The sequence below is a fragment of the Streptomyces telluris genome, from assembly GCF_024519335.1.
In the GTDB taxonomy this organism is placed as follows: Bacteria; Actinomycetota; Actinomycetes; order Streptomycetales; family Streptomycetaceae; genus Streptomyces; species Streptomyces telluris.
Genome location: NZ_JANIID010000008.1, coordinates 114,203 through 129,642, shown reverse-complemented (window position 1 = coordinate 129,642; position 15,440 = coordinate 114,203). Strand labels below are relative to the sequence as shown.

12 protein-coding genes are annotated in these 15,440 nt (G+C 74.4%); 10 read left to right on the top strand and 2 right to left on the bottom strand.

Translation table 11 applies throughout. The features are described from left to right. The first annotated feature begins 1 nt into the window (after position 1). From NQU55_RS36435 to NQU55_RS11865, 5 genes are read left to right on the top strand one after another with little or no spacing between them, the layout of a single operon-like run. A complete protein-coding gene (locus NQU55_RS36435; RefSeq protein ID WP_168093637.1) occupies positions 2 to 1,711 on the top strand; it encodes a SagB/ThcOx family dehydrogenase in 1,710 nt (569 codons plus the stop codon). Next, positions 1,708 to 3,939, top strand: coding sequence for a TOMM precursor leader peptide-binding protein (locus NQU55_RS11880; RefSeq protein ID WP_168093638.1), 2,232 nt, complete (start codon positions 1,708 to 1,710; stop codon positions 3,937 to 3,939). Before NQU55_RS36435 ends, NQU55_RS11880 begins: the two co-directional genes overlap by 4 nt. A gap of 9 nt (positions 3,940 to 3,948) precedes the next feature. Next, complete coding sequence (locus NQU55_RS11875) at positions 3,949 to 4,710, top strand: DUF5944 family protein (RefSeq protein WP_168093639.1); 762 nt, start codon at positions 3,949 to 3,951, stop codon at positions 4,708 to 4,710. A 4-nt stretch (positions 4,711 to 4,714) separates the two neighbouring features. Further along, positions 4,715 to 6,043: an insulinase family protein gene (locus NQU55_RS11870; protein ID WP_168093640.1), complete on the top strand. Its 1,329-nt coding sequence runs from the start codon at positions 4,715 to 4,717 to the stop codon at positions 6,041 to 6,043. Further along, positions 6,040 to 7,161: an insulinase family protein gene (locus tag NQU55_RS11865; RefSeq protein WP_168093641.1), complete on the top strand. Its 1,122-nt coding sequence runs from the start codon at positions 6,040 to 6,042 to the stop codon at positions 7,159 to 7,161. The genes NQU55_RS11870 and NQU55_RS11865 overlap by 4 nt, the downstream gene beginning before the upstream one ends. A gap of 28 nt (positions 7,162 to 7,189) precedes the next feature. On the opposite strand, the gene NQU55_RS36780 is transcribed toward NQU55_RS11865, so the two are convergent. Continuing rightward, on the bottom strand, positions 7,190 to 7,726 hold the full coding sequence (locus tag NQU55_RS36780; RefSeq protein ID WP_206329483.1) for a response regulator transcription factor: 537 nt from the start codon (positions 7,724 to 7,726) through the stop codon (positions 7,190 to 7,192). 302 nt (positions 7,727 to 8,028) lie between these two features. Then, entirely contained in the window at positions 8,029 to 8,439 is a 411-nt protein-coding gene (locus NQU55_RS11855) for a helix-turn-helix domain-containing protein (RefSeq protein WP_168093642.1), read from the bottom strand. A 25-nt stretch (positions 8,440 to 8,464) separates the two neighbouring features. Between NQU55_RS11855 and NQU55_RS11850 the strand changes: the two genes are divergently transcribed. The 5 genes from NQU55_RS11850 (at position 8,465) to NQU55_RS11830 (ending at position 15,437) form a co-directional block, all read left to right on the top strand. Continuing rightward, positions 8,465 to 9,715 (top strand): MFS transporter, encoded by a 1,251-nt coding sequence (locus NQU55_RS11850; protein ID WP_168093643.1) that lies wholly within the window; start codon positions 8,465 to 8,467, stop codon positions 9,713 to 9,715. Between the two features lie 127 nt (positions 9,716 to 9,842). Then, on the top strand, positions 9,843 to 9,971 hold the full coding sequence (locus NQU55_RS11845) for a hypothetical protein (RefSeq protein WP_256790471.1): 129 nt from the start codon (positions 9,843 to 9,845) through the stop codon (positions 9,969 to 9,971). 107 nt (positions 9,972 to 10,078) lie between these two features. Next, positions 10,079 to 11,815, top strand: coding sequence for an N-acyl-D-amino-acid deacylase family protein (locus tag NQU55_RS11840; protein WP_206329484.1), 1,737 nt, complete (start codon positions 10,079 to 10,081; stop codon positions 11,813 to 11,815). Beyond that, positions 11,812 to 12,825 carry an NAD-dependent epimerase/dehydratase family protein gene (locus NQU55_RS11835; RefSeq protein WP_168093645.1) on the top strand — a complete coding sequence of 338 codons (1,014 nt, stop codon included), beginning with the start codon at positions 11,812 to 11,814 and terminating at the stop codon, positions 12,823 to 12,825. Before NQU55_RS11840 ends, NQU55_RS11835 begins: the two co-directional genes overlap by 4 nt. After that, complete coding sequence (locus tag NQU55_RS11830) at positions 12,822 to 15,437, top strand: aminotransferase class III-fold pyridoxal phosphate-dependent enzyme (protein ID WP_256790470.1); 2,616 nt, start codon at positions 12,822 to 12,824, stop codon at positions 15,435 to 15,437. The genes NQU55_RS11835 and NQU55_RS11830 overlap by 4 nt, the downstream gene beginning before the upstream one ends. Positions 15,438 to 15,440 lie beyond the last annotated feature (3 nt).

The following is a 15,440-nucleotide window of genomic DNA, read 5'->3' as shown; positions in this document are numbered from 1 at the left end:
GGTGGGCCTGATCGAAGCCATGGGCTTCGCCGTGCGGGAACTCCCGCTGCCCGCCCGCCTGGTGGGGACGGCCTTCGCACTCGTCGGCGCCGGACACCGCGCGGAGCGGCTGGAACAGCCGGCCGCCCCGGTCCCGATGCTCGCCCTGACGGCGGGCCGGGACCTCGACGCGGTGCGCTGGCGGCTCGCGGCTCGCGCCGCGGAGCTGCGGCTCGGCCGGGACGGGGACGGCGTCGGCGCCGCACCGGCGCGCGCGGACGCCGTGCGCGAAGCGGTATGCGACGCGATGGAACGGCACGACCCCCCTGACACGGCGCGACGGCTGACGGGCTGGGACGGTGTGGTGCCGCCGCCGCTGCACCGTGCGCTGGACGCCGAACTCACCTGCTACGCCTTCGACGCCGCGGGCGGAGTCCCGCTGGTGGGGGCCGTGCTCAGGCAGGACGGACCGCCCCGGGAGATCCGCGCCCTCGGCTGCGCTCCGACGGCCCGCGGCGCGCTGGCCCGGGCGCTGGACGGCATCCTCACCCGGGCCGCCGCCGACGCGTGGACCGGACCGGCCCCGGCCCCGGCCGTCGGCGGGGACATCGGCCTCGACCAGGTCGGGGAGGTCCCGGAGCCGGAGTTCGGACGCCGGGTCGGCGCCCTCGTACGGACAGTGCTCGAAGGAGACGGCGGAGCCGTCGTCCAGTGCCGCCTCGCCGGGGACGCCGGGAAGACGGAAGCTGCTGGGAAGACGGAAGCCGCCGGGAACGCCGAAGCCGCCGGGACAGCCGAAGCCGCCGGGAACGCCGAAGACACCGAGGAGCCGACAGAGCCGACAGAGCCGACAGGGCCGACGGATCCGGCGGGTTCGGCGGGCTCTGCGCGCTTGTGGGCCGAGCCCTGCCTCACCGGCCGCACGGCCCCCGCCGACCTGTCGCTCGCCTGCGACCGCGAACGCGTCAGGATCTCCCGCACCTTCCACGAGAACTCGAAGATCCGCTCCGCCTACCGCACGCTCCCGCCGGTGGACGTCGACCGGCTGCACCCCGACACCAGGCGCGCCCTGGCACGGCCCTACCGGGACTACGGCCGGACCAGGACCGAGCATCCGCTGCCCACCGCCGCGGGCCGTGACCTGCTGCCCCTCGACGCGGCGGTCCGCCGCCGCCGCTCGGCCGCGCCCATGGGCCGGGCCCCGCTCCCGTCGGCGGACCTCGCACGGATCCTGGACCTCTCCGCGGGGATCACCGGGACCGCGCACGCGCCCGACGGGGTCCGCCTGCCGCTGCGCGCCACCCCGACCGCGGGCGGCCTGTGCTCCGGCGACCTGTTCGTCCTGGCCCACCGCGTCGAGGGCGTGACCCGGGGCGTCCATTACTTCCACCCGGGCCGCTGCGTCCTCCAACTGGTCAACGACGACTACGACTTCGACGAGGTCGCCGCGCACACCGGCTACCCCGGCCGGGTGGCCGGGGCGGCGGCGATCGTCCTGCACGTCGCGGCCTTCCGGCGCAACCAGTGGAAGTACTGGGAGCGCGGCTACCGCATGGCGCTGCTCGAATGCGGCCACCTCGCCCAGAGCGTGGTGACCGCGGCCGCGGCGCTCGGCCTGGTGGCCCACCCGCTCATCGGCTTCGTCGACGACCACTTCAACCGGTTGGTGGGCGTGAACGGCACCGACGACGCCGTCGTCTACCTGACCCTCCTGGGAGAGGCCGCCTCGTGATAGATCAGGACAGCGTCCTCCGGACCGCCCCCGGCATGCGCCTGCACGTCCTGGACGACCGCAACGGCTTCGTGGAGTCGTCCCGCGGAGTCCACCGGCTGCAGGGGAGCGGACTGCGCCTGCTCGCCGAGCAGGTCCTGCCCCGGCTCGGCAGCCCGGCCCGCGCCGACGACATCGTCGTGGCCCTCGAAGCCACGCTGCCGCGCCCCCGCGCACTGGAACTGCTCGAAAGCCTCCGCGACCAGGGGATCATCGAGTGCGCCCCGCAGGACCCGCACGCATCACAGGACCCGCAGCGCACCGACCTGCAACACGTCGCCGTGCTCGGACCCGCCGCCCTCACGCACGACCTCGTGGCCGTCCTGCGCCGGACACCGCGGACCGAGGTGCACGACCTGGGCGAGCCCGCGGAACCGACGGCCGGCCTCGTCGCCGGCACGGACGCCTCCCTGGTGATCGCGGCGACCGCCTCGCTCTTCGACGCGCGGGCCGGCACGGTCAACGAACTCTGCGTCCAGCAGGGCCTGGACTGCCTGTTCTACGGCCTCATGCACGGCGGTACCGCCTTCGCCGGCCCGCTGTGGACCCCGGACGGGACCGCCGCCTGCTACGAGTGCCTGCGCACCCGGATCTTCGCCAACTCCGTCCACGGCCCGGTCTGGCGCTCCTACACCGCCTCCCTCGCCGAGTCCGGGGCGCCCGCGGTCCAGCAGCAGGTGCCGCCGTGGCGGGCCGCCCGGCTGGCCGCGGCGGTGGGACGGCGCGCGGCGGACCGGCCGGACCGGCCGGACCGCTCCGGCGACGACCCGGGCGACGACCTGTTCTGGCTGGACGAGGACGGCGGCGAGACCCGCCGCGTCCTGCTCCCGGTTCCCACCTGCCGGGTGTGCGGCGACAGGCAGCGCTCGGCCGCCCCCGCACGGGAGGCGGCGGCTCCGCCACGGGAGCTGACCGCGGCCGTCGACGACCGGGTGGGCGTCGTCCACGCGGTGAACCTGCGGCGGGCCGAGAGCGGCCCCCAGATCTACCTCGCCGGCAGCACCTCGCCGGACCACTCGCTGATCCGGCCGAACCTCGGCGTGGTCCGCAACGGCGGCGCCGGCTTCACCAAGAAGGAGGCGCTCCACGCCGCGATCGGCGAATCCCTCGAACGCTACGCCGCCGGCCTGTTCCGCTCCGCCGAGCTCCGTACCGCGTCGTGGAACGAGCTCACCCGGTCCGGCGAGAACGCCGTCGCGCCGCAGGACTTCGGGCTGTTCTCCGCCGAGCAGTACGCCTCGCCCGGCTTTCCGTTCGCGCCCTTCACCGGGGACACGACCGTCCGCTGGGTCCGCGCCACGCGCCGGCCGGACGGCGCGGCGTGCTGGGTGCCCGCCTCCCAGGTGTTCCTCTACTACCGCCGGTCGAAGGAGGAGACGCCGATCGCGCCGTCGATCTCGACCGGCCTGGCGGCCGGGCCGACCGTCGCCGACGCGGTGCTCGGCGGGCTCTGCGAGATCATCGAGCGGGACGCGCTGGCGGTGTCCTGGCTGCACCGCCTCCCGCCCCGGCCGGTCCCCGAGGACGCGATCGCCGCGTCGCCGCGGGTCAGCTACCACCTGACCAAGGCCGAGTCCTGGCGGGTCCGCTTCTACGACCTGTCCCTGGACCTCGCTCCGCCCGTCGTCGTCGCGGTGATGGACGGCCGGGGCGGCGCCGAGCCCGTCCTGTCGTTCGGCGCCGCGTGCCGGACCTCGCTGGTGCCCGCCGTCGAAAAGGCCTTCCTGGAAGCCGCGCAGGGCCTCACCTACGTACGGCGGCTGGTCAAGGAGTACGAGGGCTTCGAGGCCGCGCCCGACTTCGCCAACGTCGACGAGTTCAACAAGCACGCGATCCTCTACACCCGCCATCCCGCACTGCGCCGCCGTGCCGGATACCTGGTCCACCCCGACACCCCGCCCGTCTGCGACCGGCCCGCCCGGCCGCGGACCGGAACCGGTGCCGCCTCCGCGGAGGCCGTCGTGGAGGAACTCGCCGCCGCCGGGCTGCGCACCTACGTCGTCGACCTGACCACCCCCGACACACGGCGGGCGGGGGTGCACGTCGTCCGCGTCCTGGTGCCGGGCATGCAGCACCTGTCGGGCGCGCACCGCTTCCGGATGCTGGGCAACCCCCGCCTGCACGACGTCGTGCGGACGCTGGGCGCCGACTCCGCACCGGACAACCCCTACCCGCATCCGCTCCCTTAGGAAGATCCCATGGCAGCGTCCTTCGTCGCGTTCCCCTCGTTGTCGATGGTCCGCAAGGAGGACTTCGCGGACACCTCCCTGATCCCCGAGGCCTACGGACGGCACGTCGTGAGCCGCTGCCTGCCCCCGGAGCGGTCGCCGGTGCACTGCTCCTTCTCCGCCGAGCCGGCCGGCGACGGGATCAGGCTCCGGTTCTCCAGCAGGGTCGACAACCTCGGCGAACCGGCCATGCTCACCCACAAGTTCTTCTTCGTCGACCGCGACGAGACCCGCGAGCGCTTCCACGCGGTGACCCCGGACGAGCCCGAGGTCACCACGGAGATGCTCATCCTCTTCGCGGGATTCGACCGCGACTACTGCCACGCCTCGGTCTACGACGCGGAGAACCGGCTGGTGGCGGTGCACGCCGTCGTCTTCGACCGGGCCGGCCGCACCGTCCCCTACCCGTTCACGCAGCGCTACGTCTCCCCGCTCGGCCTCGGCCGGGCCGACCTGGAGGAGACCGTGGACGGCACCGGACGCCGGATGCTCCGCTTCTCCGTCGGCCTGACCGGCCTCACGGAGCCCACCCCGGTCGTCCTCGCCTGGCAGGGCATCGGCCGGATCGTCCGCGAGGAGCTGACGTGCACGCCGGACCGGCCGGAAGCGCACTACGAGGTCCCCCTCGACGACAACCCGCTGCTCGCCTGCGGCGACTGGGTCGTCATCGCGGTGGACGAGCAGGACCGCTTCCTGGCCCAGACCCTGGTGACCCTGCAGGCCGCGGAGTGAGCCGGTGGAACCGACGCGCACCCGCGTGCTGCCCAACGGCATCCGGCTGGTCGCCGTCCCCCGTACCGGCACACCGCTCGCCGCCGTCCTGCTGCGGGTGGGGGTGGGCAGCGCCGACGAGGAACCCGGCGAGGAGGGCCTGGCGCACGTGCTCGAACACATGGTCGTCCGGTGCGCCATGGACGGCGGCCGGGTCGGCGACGGCGCGCTGGTGACGGCCCGCACCGGCAAGGAGGCCACCGTCTACAGCGCGGTGGTCCGCCGGGCGGACGCCGTCCCCGCGGTCGCCGCCCTCGGCCCGGTCCTCGGCGGCCTGGACGTACCGCGCGAGGACCTCGCCGCCGAGCTGACCGCCATCCGCGAGGAACGCGCCCAGCGCTCGGCCGACCCCGCCCGGCGGCTGCAGGATGCGCTGATGGGCGCGCTGTGGCCCGGCACCCGGTGCGCCCACCCCGTGCTGGGCGACCCGCGGGTGGTCGACGCCCTCACGCCGCAGCGGGTGCGGCACTTCCACCTCAGGTGGTACCGCCCCGCCGGGGCGGTCCTCGTGATCGTGGCGGACGAGCCCGGCGAGCTGCTTCCGCCGATCGTGGCGATCGCGTCGGCCTGGGGGCACGGCCACCCGGCCGCCGCGGAGCCGGCCGTGACGTGCAGCCAGGAGGCCGGGGCCACCCGCGCCGGGCCGGAATCCGCCCCACGCCTCGCCGAGCATTCCACCGCAGGCGGCGTCGCTGTGACGTGCGGTCAGGTACCGGCGACCGCCGGTGCCGGGCCGGAACCGGCCCGGGGGCGCGACGGCGCCGGGAGCCGGCGGCCGCGTGCCGGTGGCAAAGCAACCACGCCGGCCGCACGGCCCCGCCCCGCCGAGCGCCCCGCCGAGCGCCCAGCCGCGGGCGCAGTCGCCGCGACGCACGGGCCGGCGTCCGGGATCGCCTTCGCCCGGCCGGGAGGCGACTCCGCGGCCGCCGTCCTCGCCTGCGACGCGGTCAAGGCGGCGACCGGTCTCGTCCTGCACACGCTGCCGCTGCGGGACCGGCTGTGCGCCTGGGCCATGGTGAGGGCGTCCGGCCCCGCGGCGGCGGGCGACGCGGTGCGGGCCGCGCTGTCCGCCGCCCACGCGCGCGTCACCCGGCCGGACGGAGCGGCGTGGCTGCGGACGGAGGTGCTCATTCCGCGTCTGCGCACGGAGGACGACGTCGAGGCGCTCGCGATCCGGGCCGCCGACCCGCGGACCGCCGTCGGCACGGACGAACTGGCGGCGTGCCCGGCCGCGGCGGTGGGCGACCTGCTGACGGAGTGGGGGCGGCGGTTCGGCGCGGAGCGTGTGACGTGACCGGGCGGCTTCCCCCGGGCGTCCTCCTCGCCTTCCCCGCCACCGCAGGAAGCCCGGTCGCCGCGGCGACCGTCGCCGTGCCGCTCGCCGGGGTCTCGCGTCCGGCCGTGCTCGTCGCGCCCCTGGCGGCGGCGGCATGGGCCCGGGCCGTGGCCGCCGCCGCGCGTGCGGACGGTGTGGACTGCCGGGCGGAGCCGGTGATGAGCGCCGACCTGGCCGGGGTGACCGCCGAAGTCGTCGGCGCCGACCGTGCCGTGCTCCGCGCGCTTCCGGAGTGGTTCCGGCGGGCCCGGGCGGCGCCGGAACCCGGGATCGCGGACCGGCTGCGCGCCGAGTGCCTGAACCGGCTGTCCTCGCCGCGCGAGCGCGGTTCCGACGACGTGCGGCGCGCGCTGTTCGGCAGCCGTCACCGCTACGGGATCGTCCACGGCGAGCGCGTCCGCGCCGTGCAGGAGGCCGGTGAGCGCGAGCTGTCGGCGGCGGCGGACGAACTGCTCGCAGAGCGCCCGGCGGCACCCGCCCGGGACGGTGCGCCCGCCGCCACCGCCCGCTTCCCTCGCGGGGAGCGCAGGTCGGTGAGCATCGCGGGAGCCGGCGCCTGCTGCCTCCTCGGTACGCCGGGCGTGCCCCTCGGCTCGGCGGAGAAGTTCCCGCTGCACGTCGCCTGGGCGCTGCTCGGCGGCCGGGAGGGGCTGCTCGACCGGCGGCTGCGGCGGGAGAGGGGGCTGACCTACTCGCTGGCGGCCTTCAGCCGGGAACTCGCCGAGGGCGGTTACGGGATGTGCTTCGCCGCCTGCCGCCCCGGCGCGCTGGACGAGGTGGCCGGGTGCGTGGCGGAGACCCTGGGCGGACTGGGCGGGGACGCCGTCGCCCCGGCCCTGCTGCGGTCGGCGAAGGAACGGCTGGTCGTCCAGTGGCACCGGGCCGCACAGGCGGAGCGCGGGCGGGCCGAACGGATCGCGGGCTACGCGGCCGCCGGGCTGGGGCCCGCCGACTTCGCGGCCTATCCCGCCGGGATCGCGGCCGTGACGGCCGAGGACGTGCGGGCCGCGGCCGCGGCCTTCCTGTGCCCGGTCGCGGCGCTGGAACTCAGGATGGTGCCGGCAGCCGGGCGGTGACGGAACACGGCCCGGCCGCCGCGGCCGGTCAGGCGAGCCCGAGGGCGGAGGCCCGCTCGACGGCCTCCAGACGGCTGCGGGCCCCGAACTTCGCGAGCAGGTGGCGCACGTGGTACTCGACGGTGTTCTCGGTGACGTGCAGGGCGTGGGCGATGTCCTGGTTGCGCAGACCGCGCCGGAGCAGGTCGAGCACCTCGTGTTCGCGCTGGGTGAGGTGCGGCGTCGGTCCGGCGGATCGTTCCTGCAGGACCTGGAAGATGCTGCGGTCGGTGACGTTGATCCCGAGGTCCCGGGCGGACCGGATCGCCTCGGCCATCCGGTCGAGGCCGACGGTGTCCTCCAGGTAGACCCGGCAGCCGCGGCGCAGCCAGCGCTCGCACCGGCGCCAGTCACGGCGCGGGCCCAGGATCGCCAGGTTCAGATCCTCGCGGACGGCCTTCGCACGACCGAACGCGCGGTGAATCTCACTGTCGTCGATTTTCTCGCCCACGAGCATCCAATCGGCCTGCACCGAATGGATGGTCGGGGCCAGCAGGTCGGAATCCGAGCACGGGTGGATTTCCACGTTCTCATGCTGGATGGTCGTCGGAGGTAATCGGGCCGCGGCCTCCCACCAGCCTAAGAGGACGACGGTACAGTCCTGCTGGTCCAGAGCGGCAAGGCGCGAATGAGACACATCAATCGTCATAGTCCCGTCCGATGCGGAAAGTTGGGGACTTGAGCATTGGCCAGACTCGATCGGACATCGATGTAAACACACGATGTGTGGCAGCTGTCAAGGTTTTGTGCGATCGATGCCGGATTTTTTCCCTTGGTGTCCGGGATTCCGTTAATCCCCCCTGGGGAAAACCGTGGGAACCCGTGTCCTCAGGGCGTTTCCCCAGGACTCGCGGCCCGCTGCTCCTCAAGGGCTCTTCTGATCAACCTCAGCTCGTCCCGCACGTCCTCCAGGGCGTCGGCGATGCGGTCGAGCGGAGCCGGGGCGGCTGCGGGGGAGGGGGGCGCGGCGGGTGCGGGGGAGCTGTCGTCGCCCGTGGGCACCACGTATCCGGCCAGGCCCATGAGCTCCCAGTAGTCCAGGCCGAGCACCTGCGACAACCGGTGCAGCACGCGCGGCGACGGCGTGCCGACGTAGCCGTTCTCCAGCTTGAACAGATAGCCGGAGGAGATCTCCGCCTGGGCGGACGCCGTCTGCGTCGACAGGTTCCGCGTCTCCCGCGCTGCCCTGATGTGGTCCCCCATGAGCCGGGTCGGCCGGGGCGGCTGTTGCTTGGTCACATTCACTATGGTAGTCAGATTCACTATGGAGTTCAATCGCAAGGAGCCGGCCCGCGGCACCGGGAAGCCGGCCCGCAGCAGCGCGGCGCTGACCGTCGCCTCCCTGGGGCTGGCCACCGACGCCCTGGTGTACGGCATGGCGGTGCCCGTGCTCCCGAAGCTCGCCTCCGAACACGGCACCCGCCCGCTCGGCGTCGGCCTGATGTTCGCCGTCTACGCGGGTGCGCTGGTCGCCGCCACGCCCGCCGCCGGGTTATGGGTGGACCGCCGGGGCAACCGCAGGCCGCTGCTGGCCGGGGTGGCCGGCCTGGTCGCGGCCACCGTGCTGTTCGCGTTCGTCCGCGACCCCGCCCTGCTCATCGTGGCCAGGGCCCTGCAGGGCGCGGCCGCGGGCGTGGTCTGGACCGCGGGCCTGGCGCTCGTGGCGGCCACGCACTCCCCGCAGGAGCGCGGGAAGGCGATGGGCGTCGCCCTGTCGTCGTTCGCGGTCGGCACGCTCGTCGGGCCGCCACTCGGCGGCCTGCTGGCCGACTGGCTGGATCCGCGCGCGCCCTTCCTGCTCGCCGCCGCGATCGCCCTGGCCGACGGCGTCGCCCGCTGGTTCCTCGTGCCGCAGGACACCGTCCGCGAGCGGCGCGGCAGGCTCGCGGAGATCCGCGGCCGGCGCGGCCTGGTCCAGGTCGTGGTCCTCACCGCGACGGGCGCCGCACTGATCGCCTTCCTGGAACCCGTCCTGCCGCTGCACCTGTTCACTACGGAGAATGCAGGTCCCGGGGCGGTCGGTGTGGTCTTCGGCGTAGCGGGCGTCGCCGCCGCCGTGGCACCCCCGCTCGCCGGAGCCGCCCTGCGCCGGGTGGCGCCGGGACCGGTCGCGGCGGCGGGCTGCCTGCTGGCCGCCGTGGCGATGCTCGCGCTCGGCGGGCTGCACGGCGTGGTGCCGATCGCCGCCGGGCTGGCCGTGGTGACGATCGGCGCGTCGCTGGTCCTCACCCCGACCGTCACCGTCATGTCGGAGATCGCCGAGGAACGGCAGCCCCCGGCGTACGGATCCGTGTACGCCCTCTACACGCTCGCCTACACGGGCGGGCTCACCGTGGCTCCGCTGGGCGCCGGCTGGAGCATGCAGTCCCTGGGCTTCGACGGTGCCACCCGGGTGGCGGCCGGCGTGGCGGTCGCCGTGGCCGCGCTGCTCCTGTGGGGGAGCCGGAGCCGGCGCCGGCCGGCCGAACCCCGGGCGGGCACGGAAACACCATCTGGAATTCACGAATCCACCTGATCCTTCCCGGCCGCCCCGGTTTCGCTGTGTCTTAACTACGGAATTCCGTGGCGTGAAAAATATGCGCGCCCTCGTAGGGTCGTGAACGACAGTCCGCCCCAGTGCGGATTAACGAGGGGAGAACAAGATGTCCGAAATCGAGATCACCGTCGTCGAAGAGCGGGTTTCCAGCCTCGAGGCCATTGGTATGGACGAAGGCTGCAGCAGCAGCTCCTCGAGCAGCTCGCTGGACATCTCGGACGTCGACTTCGAGTAACGGGGAGTCACACGCGTCAGCGGTCCGTGGCATCCGCCGCGGGCCGCACCCTTTGCGGCCGGAAACGCGAACCCCGGAGAGGTATGCCCACATCATTCGACGTCGTCGTGAGAAACGGACGCTGGTTCGACGGCACGGGAGCGGCGTCCGCCGTACGGGACCTGGGAATCCGCGACGGCGAGGTGGCGGCCGTCTCGGCCCGCCCGCTGCCCGTCGAAGGCTGCCGGCAGGTGCTCGACGCCACCGGGTGCTGGGTCCTCCCCGGCTTCCTCGACATCCACACGCACTATGACGCCGAGGTGCTGCTCGACCCCGGGCTGCGCGAGTCCGTGCGGCACGGCGTCACCACCGTCGTGATGGGGAACTGCTCCCTGTCGACCGTCCATGCCGCCCCGGTGGACTGCGCGGACCTGTTCGCCCGGGTCGAAGCCGTGCCGCGCCGGTGCATCCTCGACGCGCTCACCGCGCACAAGACCTGGAGCACGGCCGAGGAGTACATCGCCGCGCTGGAGAAGCGGCCGCTCGGCCCCAACGTCGCGGCCTTCCTCGGCCACTCGGACCTGCGGGCCCATGTCATGGGCCTGGCCCGGGCCGTCGATTCCCGCACGCGCCCCACCGAGCGGGAACTGCGGCGCATGGAGGAGCTCCTCGCCGCGGCACGCACGGCAGGACTGGTCGGGCTGTCCACCATGACCAGCCCGTTCTCCCGGCTCGCGGGCGACCGCCACCGGTCGGCCCGGCTGCCCTCCACCTACGCCGGCTGGCACGAGTACCGCCGCCTGCACCGGACGCTGCGCCGCACCGGCGGCATCCTGCAGAGCGCGCCGAACCCGGCCATGCCGCTCAACACGCTGCTGTTCCTCGCCGCCAGTTCGGCCCCGGCCCGGGCCCCGCTCAAGACCACGCTGCTGACCGCGATCGACCCGAAGGCCGCTCCCGGGCTGGCCGGGGTGCTGACGCGGACCGCCGCGCTGGCGGGCCGCGCGTTCGGCGCGGACCTGCGCTGGCAGCACCTGCCGGTGCCGTTCGAGCTCTACTCCGACGGGATCGACCTGGTGGTGTTCGAGGAGTTCGGCGCCACCGCCGCCGCGCTGCACCTGCGGACCGAGGCCGAGCGGCGCAGGCTGCTGCTGGACGGCGGCTTCCGGCAGCGGTTCCGGCGCGAGTACCGGCGCCGGCTGCCGCCGCGCGCCTGGCACCGGGACCTGTACGACGCCGAGATCGTGGCCTGTCCCGAACCGGGGCTGACGGGCCGCAGCTTCGGGCGGATCGCGGACGACCGCGGCGAGCACCCGGTGGACACCTTCCTCGACCTCGTCGCCGAGCACGGCACCCGGCTGCGCTGGCGGACCACGATCGCCAACCACCGGCCCGCGGTGCTCGACCGGCTGGCCGCCGACCCCTTCGTGCAGTTCGGCTTCGCCGACTCCGGCGCGCACCTGCGCAACATGGCCTTCTACAACGCCCCGCTCCGGCTGCTGAAGCGGGTCCGGGACGCCGAGCGCGCCGGCCGCCCGTTCCTGCGGCCCGAACGCGCCGTGCACCGCCTGACCGGTGAACTCGCCTCCTGGTTCGGCCTGGCGGCGGGCACCCTGCGCGAAGGCGACCGGGCGGACCTCGTCGTGGTCGACCCCGCGGGACTGGACGACACGGTGGACGCGTACCACGAAGCCCCCACGGACGCCTACGGAGGTCTGTCCCGGATGGTCAACCGCAATGACGCCGCCGTCCCCGCCGTCTGCGTGGCCGGCGAAGTCGTCTGCCGCCACGGCCGGTTCGCCGACGGCTACGGAACCGCCCGGACCACCGGGCGCTTCCTCCGGCACGGCGGGAGCACGCGATGAAGGTCCTGGTCACCGGAGGCGGCGGCTTCCTCGGCGGGGCGGTGTGCGCGCAGCTCGTCGCGCGCGGCGACACCGTCCGCTCGCTCGGGCGCTCCCCGCGGCGCGCGCTCGCCCGGCTCGGTGTGGAGGAACACCTCGGGGACCTGCGCGACGCGGACGCCGTCGCCAAGGCCGTGGACGGCCGGGACGCGGTGATCCACTGCGCCGCGAAGGCCGGGGTGTGGGGTCCCGCCCGGGACTACATCGGCGTCAACCTGACGGGCACCGCCCACGTGGTGGCCGCCTGCCGCGCCAAGGGCGTGGGGGCCCTGGTCCTCTCGTCCAGCCCGGCCGTCGTCCACGACGGGGCGGACCTGGAGGGCGCGGACGAGTCACTGCCGTACGCGACCCGCTTCCTCGCGCCGTACCCGCGCAGCAAGGCCCTCGCCGAACAGCTGGTCCTGCGCGCCGACTCCGCGGACCTCGCGACGGTCGCCCTGCGGCCCCACATCATCTGGGGACCCGGCGACCCGCACTTCCTGCCACGCCTGGCCGAGCAGGCACGCCGCGGCAGGCTGCGCAGGATCGGCAAGGCCACCAAGAAGATCGACACGGTCTACATCGACAACGCCGCCGAGGCCCACGTACTCGCGCTGGACCGGCTCAAGCCGGGCGCCCCGGCGGCCGGGCGGGCGTACTTCATCACCCAGGACGACCCCCGCCCGGTCGGCGAGACCATCGACCGGCTGCTGGGCGCGGCCGGCGTCGGCCCGGTCACCCGGGAGCTGCCCGCCTGGGCCTGCCGCGCCCTCGCCGCCGGGCTGGAGTCCGGCGGACGGGCCCTGGGCACCGGAGAGCCGCCGCTGACCCGCTTCCTGGTGAACCAGCTCACCACGGCCCACTGGTTCGACATCACCGCGGCCAAGCGGGACCTCGGCTACGTACCGCGTGTCGGCACGGAGGAAGGGCTGCGCCGTCTCCGTGCGGCGCACGAGGTGCCGGCCGGGCGGCCGGAAAGGGAGGCGTGGTGAAGGCCGCTGCACAGGCTCTCCTGGAAAGCTGCCGCGTGGCCTGGTGGACGGCGGTACTGGCGGCCGGCCTCTGCCTCGGCCGGCGCGACCGGGCACGGGCCTCGCGGCTGCTGCGCGCCTACCTGCTCCGCATGGGCCCCCTCTACATCAAGGCGGGCCAGGTCCTCGGCACCCAGTCGGGGCTGCTTCCCCGTCAGGTGACCGACGAGTTCCGGACGTTCTTCAACGAGCTGCCCCCGATGCGCGAGCCCGCGCTGGAGAAGGTGCTGCGGCACGGCCTGGGCCGCCCGCCCGAGGAGGTGTTCGAGTCCTTCGACCGGCGCCCGGTCGCCGCCGGGTCGGTGGCGCAGGTGCACCGCGCCGTCGCCGGCGGCCGCCCGGTGGCGGTGAAGGTCGTGAAGGCCGGGGTGCGCGGCAGACTGGAGGCCGGCGCGGCGGTGATCGGCCGCCTGCTCGCCGTCGCCCACCTGCTGCCCCGGTTGCGCGGATACGACCTGCCGGGGCACTTCCGCGAGATGCGCCCCCTGCTGACCGGGCAGTGCGACATGGCCGCCGAAGCGGACCGGCAGCGCGAGGTCGCCGAGAACTTCCGCAGCCACCCCTTCGTCCGGGTGCCCCGGGTCCACGAGGAGCTGTGCGGGCCGGACGTCCTGGTGATGGAGTACGTCGACGGGATCCCCGGCCACGACGCCGGCGCCGTCCCGGTCAGCCGCCGGGAACTGGCCGCCAGGCTCCAGGACGCGTTCTACTGCATGGTCTACTTCCACGGCCGCTTCCACGTGGACCCGCACCCGGGCAACATCGTCTTCACCCCGGACGGCGGGATCACCCTCCTCGACTTCGGCCTGGTCGGGCACCTCTCCGAGGACGACAAGTGGAACCTGGCCTCGTTCTACTACGCCTGCATCCGCAAGGAGTGGGCACTGGCCGGACGCCGCTTCACCCGGGCCTTCGCGGTGCGCCCCGAAACACTCGGCCACGGGGCCTACGAGGAGGAGCTCGGCGCCATCCTGCGCCGCCACTTCGAGGAGCAGGCCTCCCACTGGTCCACGCTGGCCTTCCTCGACGACGCGATCCGGCTGCTCGGCCGCCACGGCACCCGCATCACGACGACGTTCTCCGTCCTCGCGCTGTCGCTGCTCACCGGCGAGGGCTTCATCTCCGAGGTCGACCCGGAGATCGACCTGTGGGCGACCACCCGCCGCTTCACCGACCGGTTCGCCCCCTACCTCAACGAGGGCCTGCGCGACACCTTCCAGCGCGAGATCGGCGAGCGCGCCCCGCGGACGCAGGCGCTGCGCGAGGAGGCCGCGCGGCACCTGGTCGCCCCCACCCACTTCGACCGGTTCGTCCTGCCCAGCGCCTTCCCACTGGCGGTCGCGCAGGCCAAAGGCTCACGCCTGCGCGACCTGGACGGCAACGAGTACGTCGACCTGTCCGGCGGGTACGGGCCGCACATCCTGGGCTACGCCCACCCGGCCGTGGTGGCGGCGATCCAGGAGGCGGCCGCCCGCGGCGCGGTCAACGCCGTCGGCAACCCCGACGAGGTGCGGCTGGCCGGGCTGATCGCCGCCGCGTTCGGCCCGGAGCACAAGGTCGTCCTGAGCAACTCGGGAACCGAGGCCGTGCAGATCGCGCTGCGCATCGCCCGCGCCCGCACCGGCCGGCAGCGCGTCGCGAAGTTCGAAGGCCACTACCACGGCTTCTCCGACCAGGGCCTGGTCAGCTCGTGGTTCCGCTACCGCGGCGACCCCCGCGCCCCCGAACCCGTGGGGAACTCGGCGGGCATGCAGGACGCGGTGGTGGCGCAGACCCTCGTCCTGCAGTACGGCGAGGAGGACTCGCTGCGGCGGATCGCCGCGCACGCGCACGAGCTGGCCTGCGTCGTCCTCGAACCGATGCCGTCCGCGCTGGGCGACTTCGACCCGGCGTTCCTGCGGCGGCTGGCCGCGGTGTGCGCCGAGGCCGGCGTCCTGGTCGTCTACGACGAGGTGGTGACCGGGTTCCGCGTGCACTACGGCGGGGTCCAGCACCTCGCCGGGACGGCCCCGGACCTCACCTGCCTCGGCAAGATCATCGGCGGCGGGCTGCCCGCCGGGGCCGTCGTGGGCCGCGCGGAGGTCATCGACACCGCCCGGACCAGCGGGGACCCCTTCCGCGACGTGGACAGCCGGGCGTTCGCCGGCGGGACCATGAGCGGCAACTCCGTCACCGCCGCCGCCGGCGCGGCCACGCTCCTCGAACTCCGCGACCGCCCGCAGATCTACAGCCGGCTGCGCGACCGGACCGCCTGGCTGGTCGAGGACCTCACCGCACAGGCCGGTGACTGCGGCGTGCCCTGCCGGGTCAAGGGCCGCGACTCCGTCTTCTCGGTCGCCTTCGACCACGCGACGCCCCGCCTGGTGCGGGACCGCCTGGCGGGCCTGGACGTCACGGCCACCCTGGCCTTCGCCTACCACATGCGCCGCTACGGCGTTCACCTGCCGGAACTCCACACGATGATGCTGAGCGCCGCCCATTCCGACGCCGACCTCGAGCAGGTCTCCGAGGCGTTCGGCAAGAGCGTCCGGGAAATGCTGTCGACCGGTTTCTTCGGTGCGCACCGGAACTGAGGG

Excerpts from the sequence above, each read along its gene's own strand:
- NQU55_RS11845 (WP_256790471.1), top strand. The coding sequence starts at position 9,843 with ATGTCCGAAATCGAGATCACCGTCGTCGAAGAGCGGGTTTCCAGCCTC.
- NQU55_RS11850 (WP_168093643.1), top strand. The coding sequence starts at position 8,465 with ATGGAGTTCAATCGCAAGGAGCCGGCCCGCGGCACCGGGAAGCCGGCC.
- NQU55_RS11875 (WP_168093639.1), top strand. The coding sequence starts at position 3,949 with ATGGCAGCGTCCTTCGTCGCGTTCCCCTCGTTGTCGATGGTCCGCAAG.
- NQU55_RS11835 (WP_168093645.1), top strand. The coding sequence starts at position 11,812 with ATGAAGGTCCTGGTCACCGGAGGCGGCGGCTTCCTCGGCGGGGCGGTG.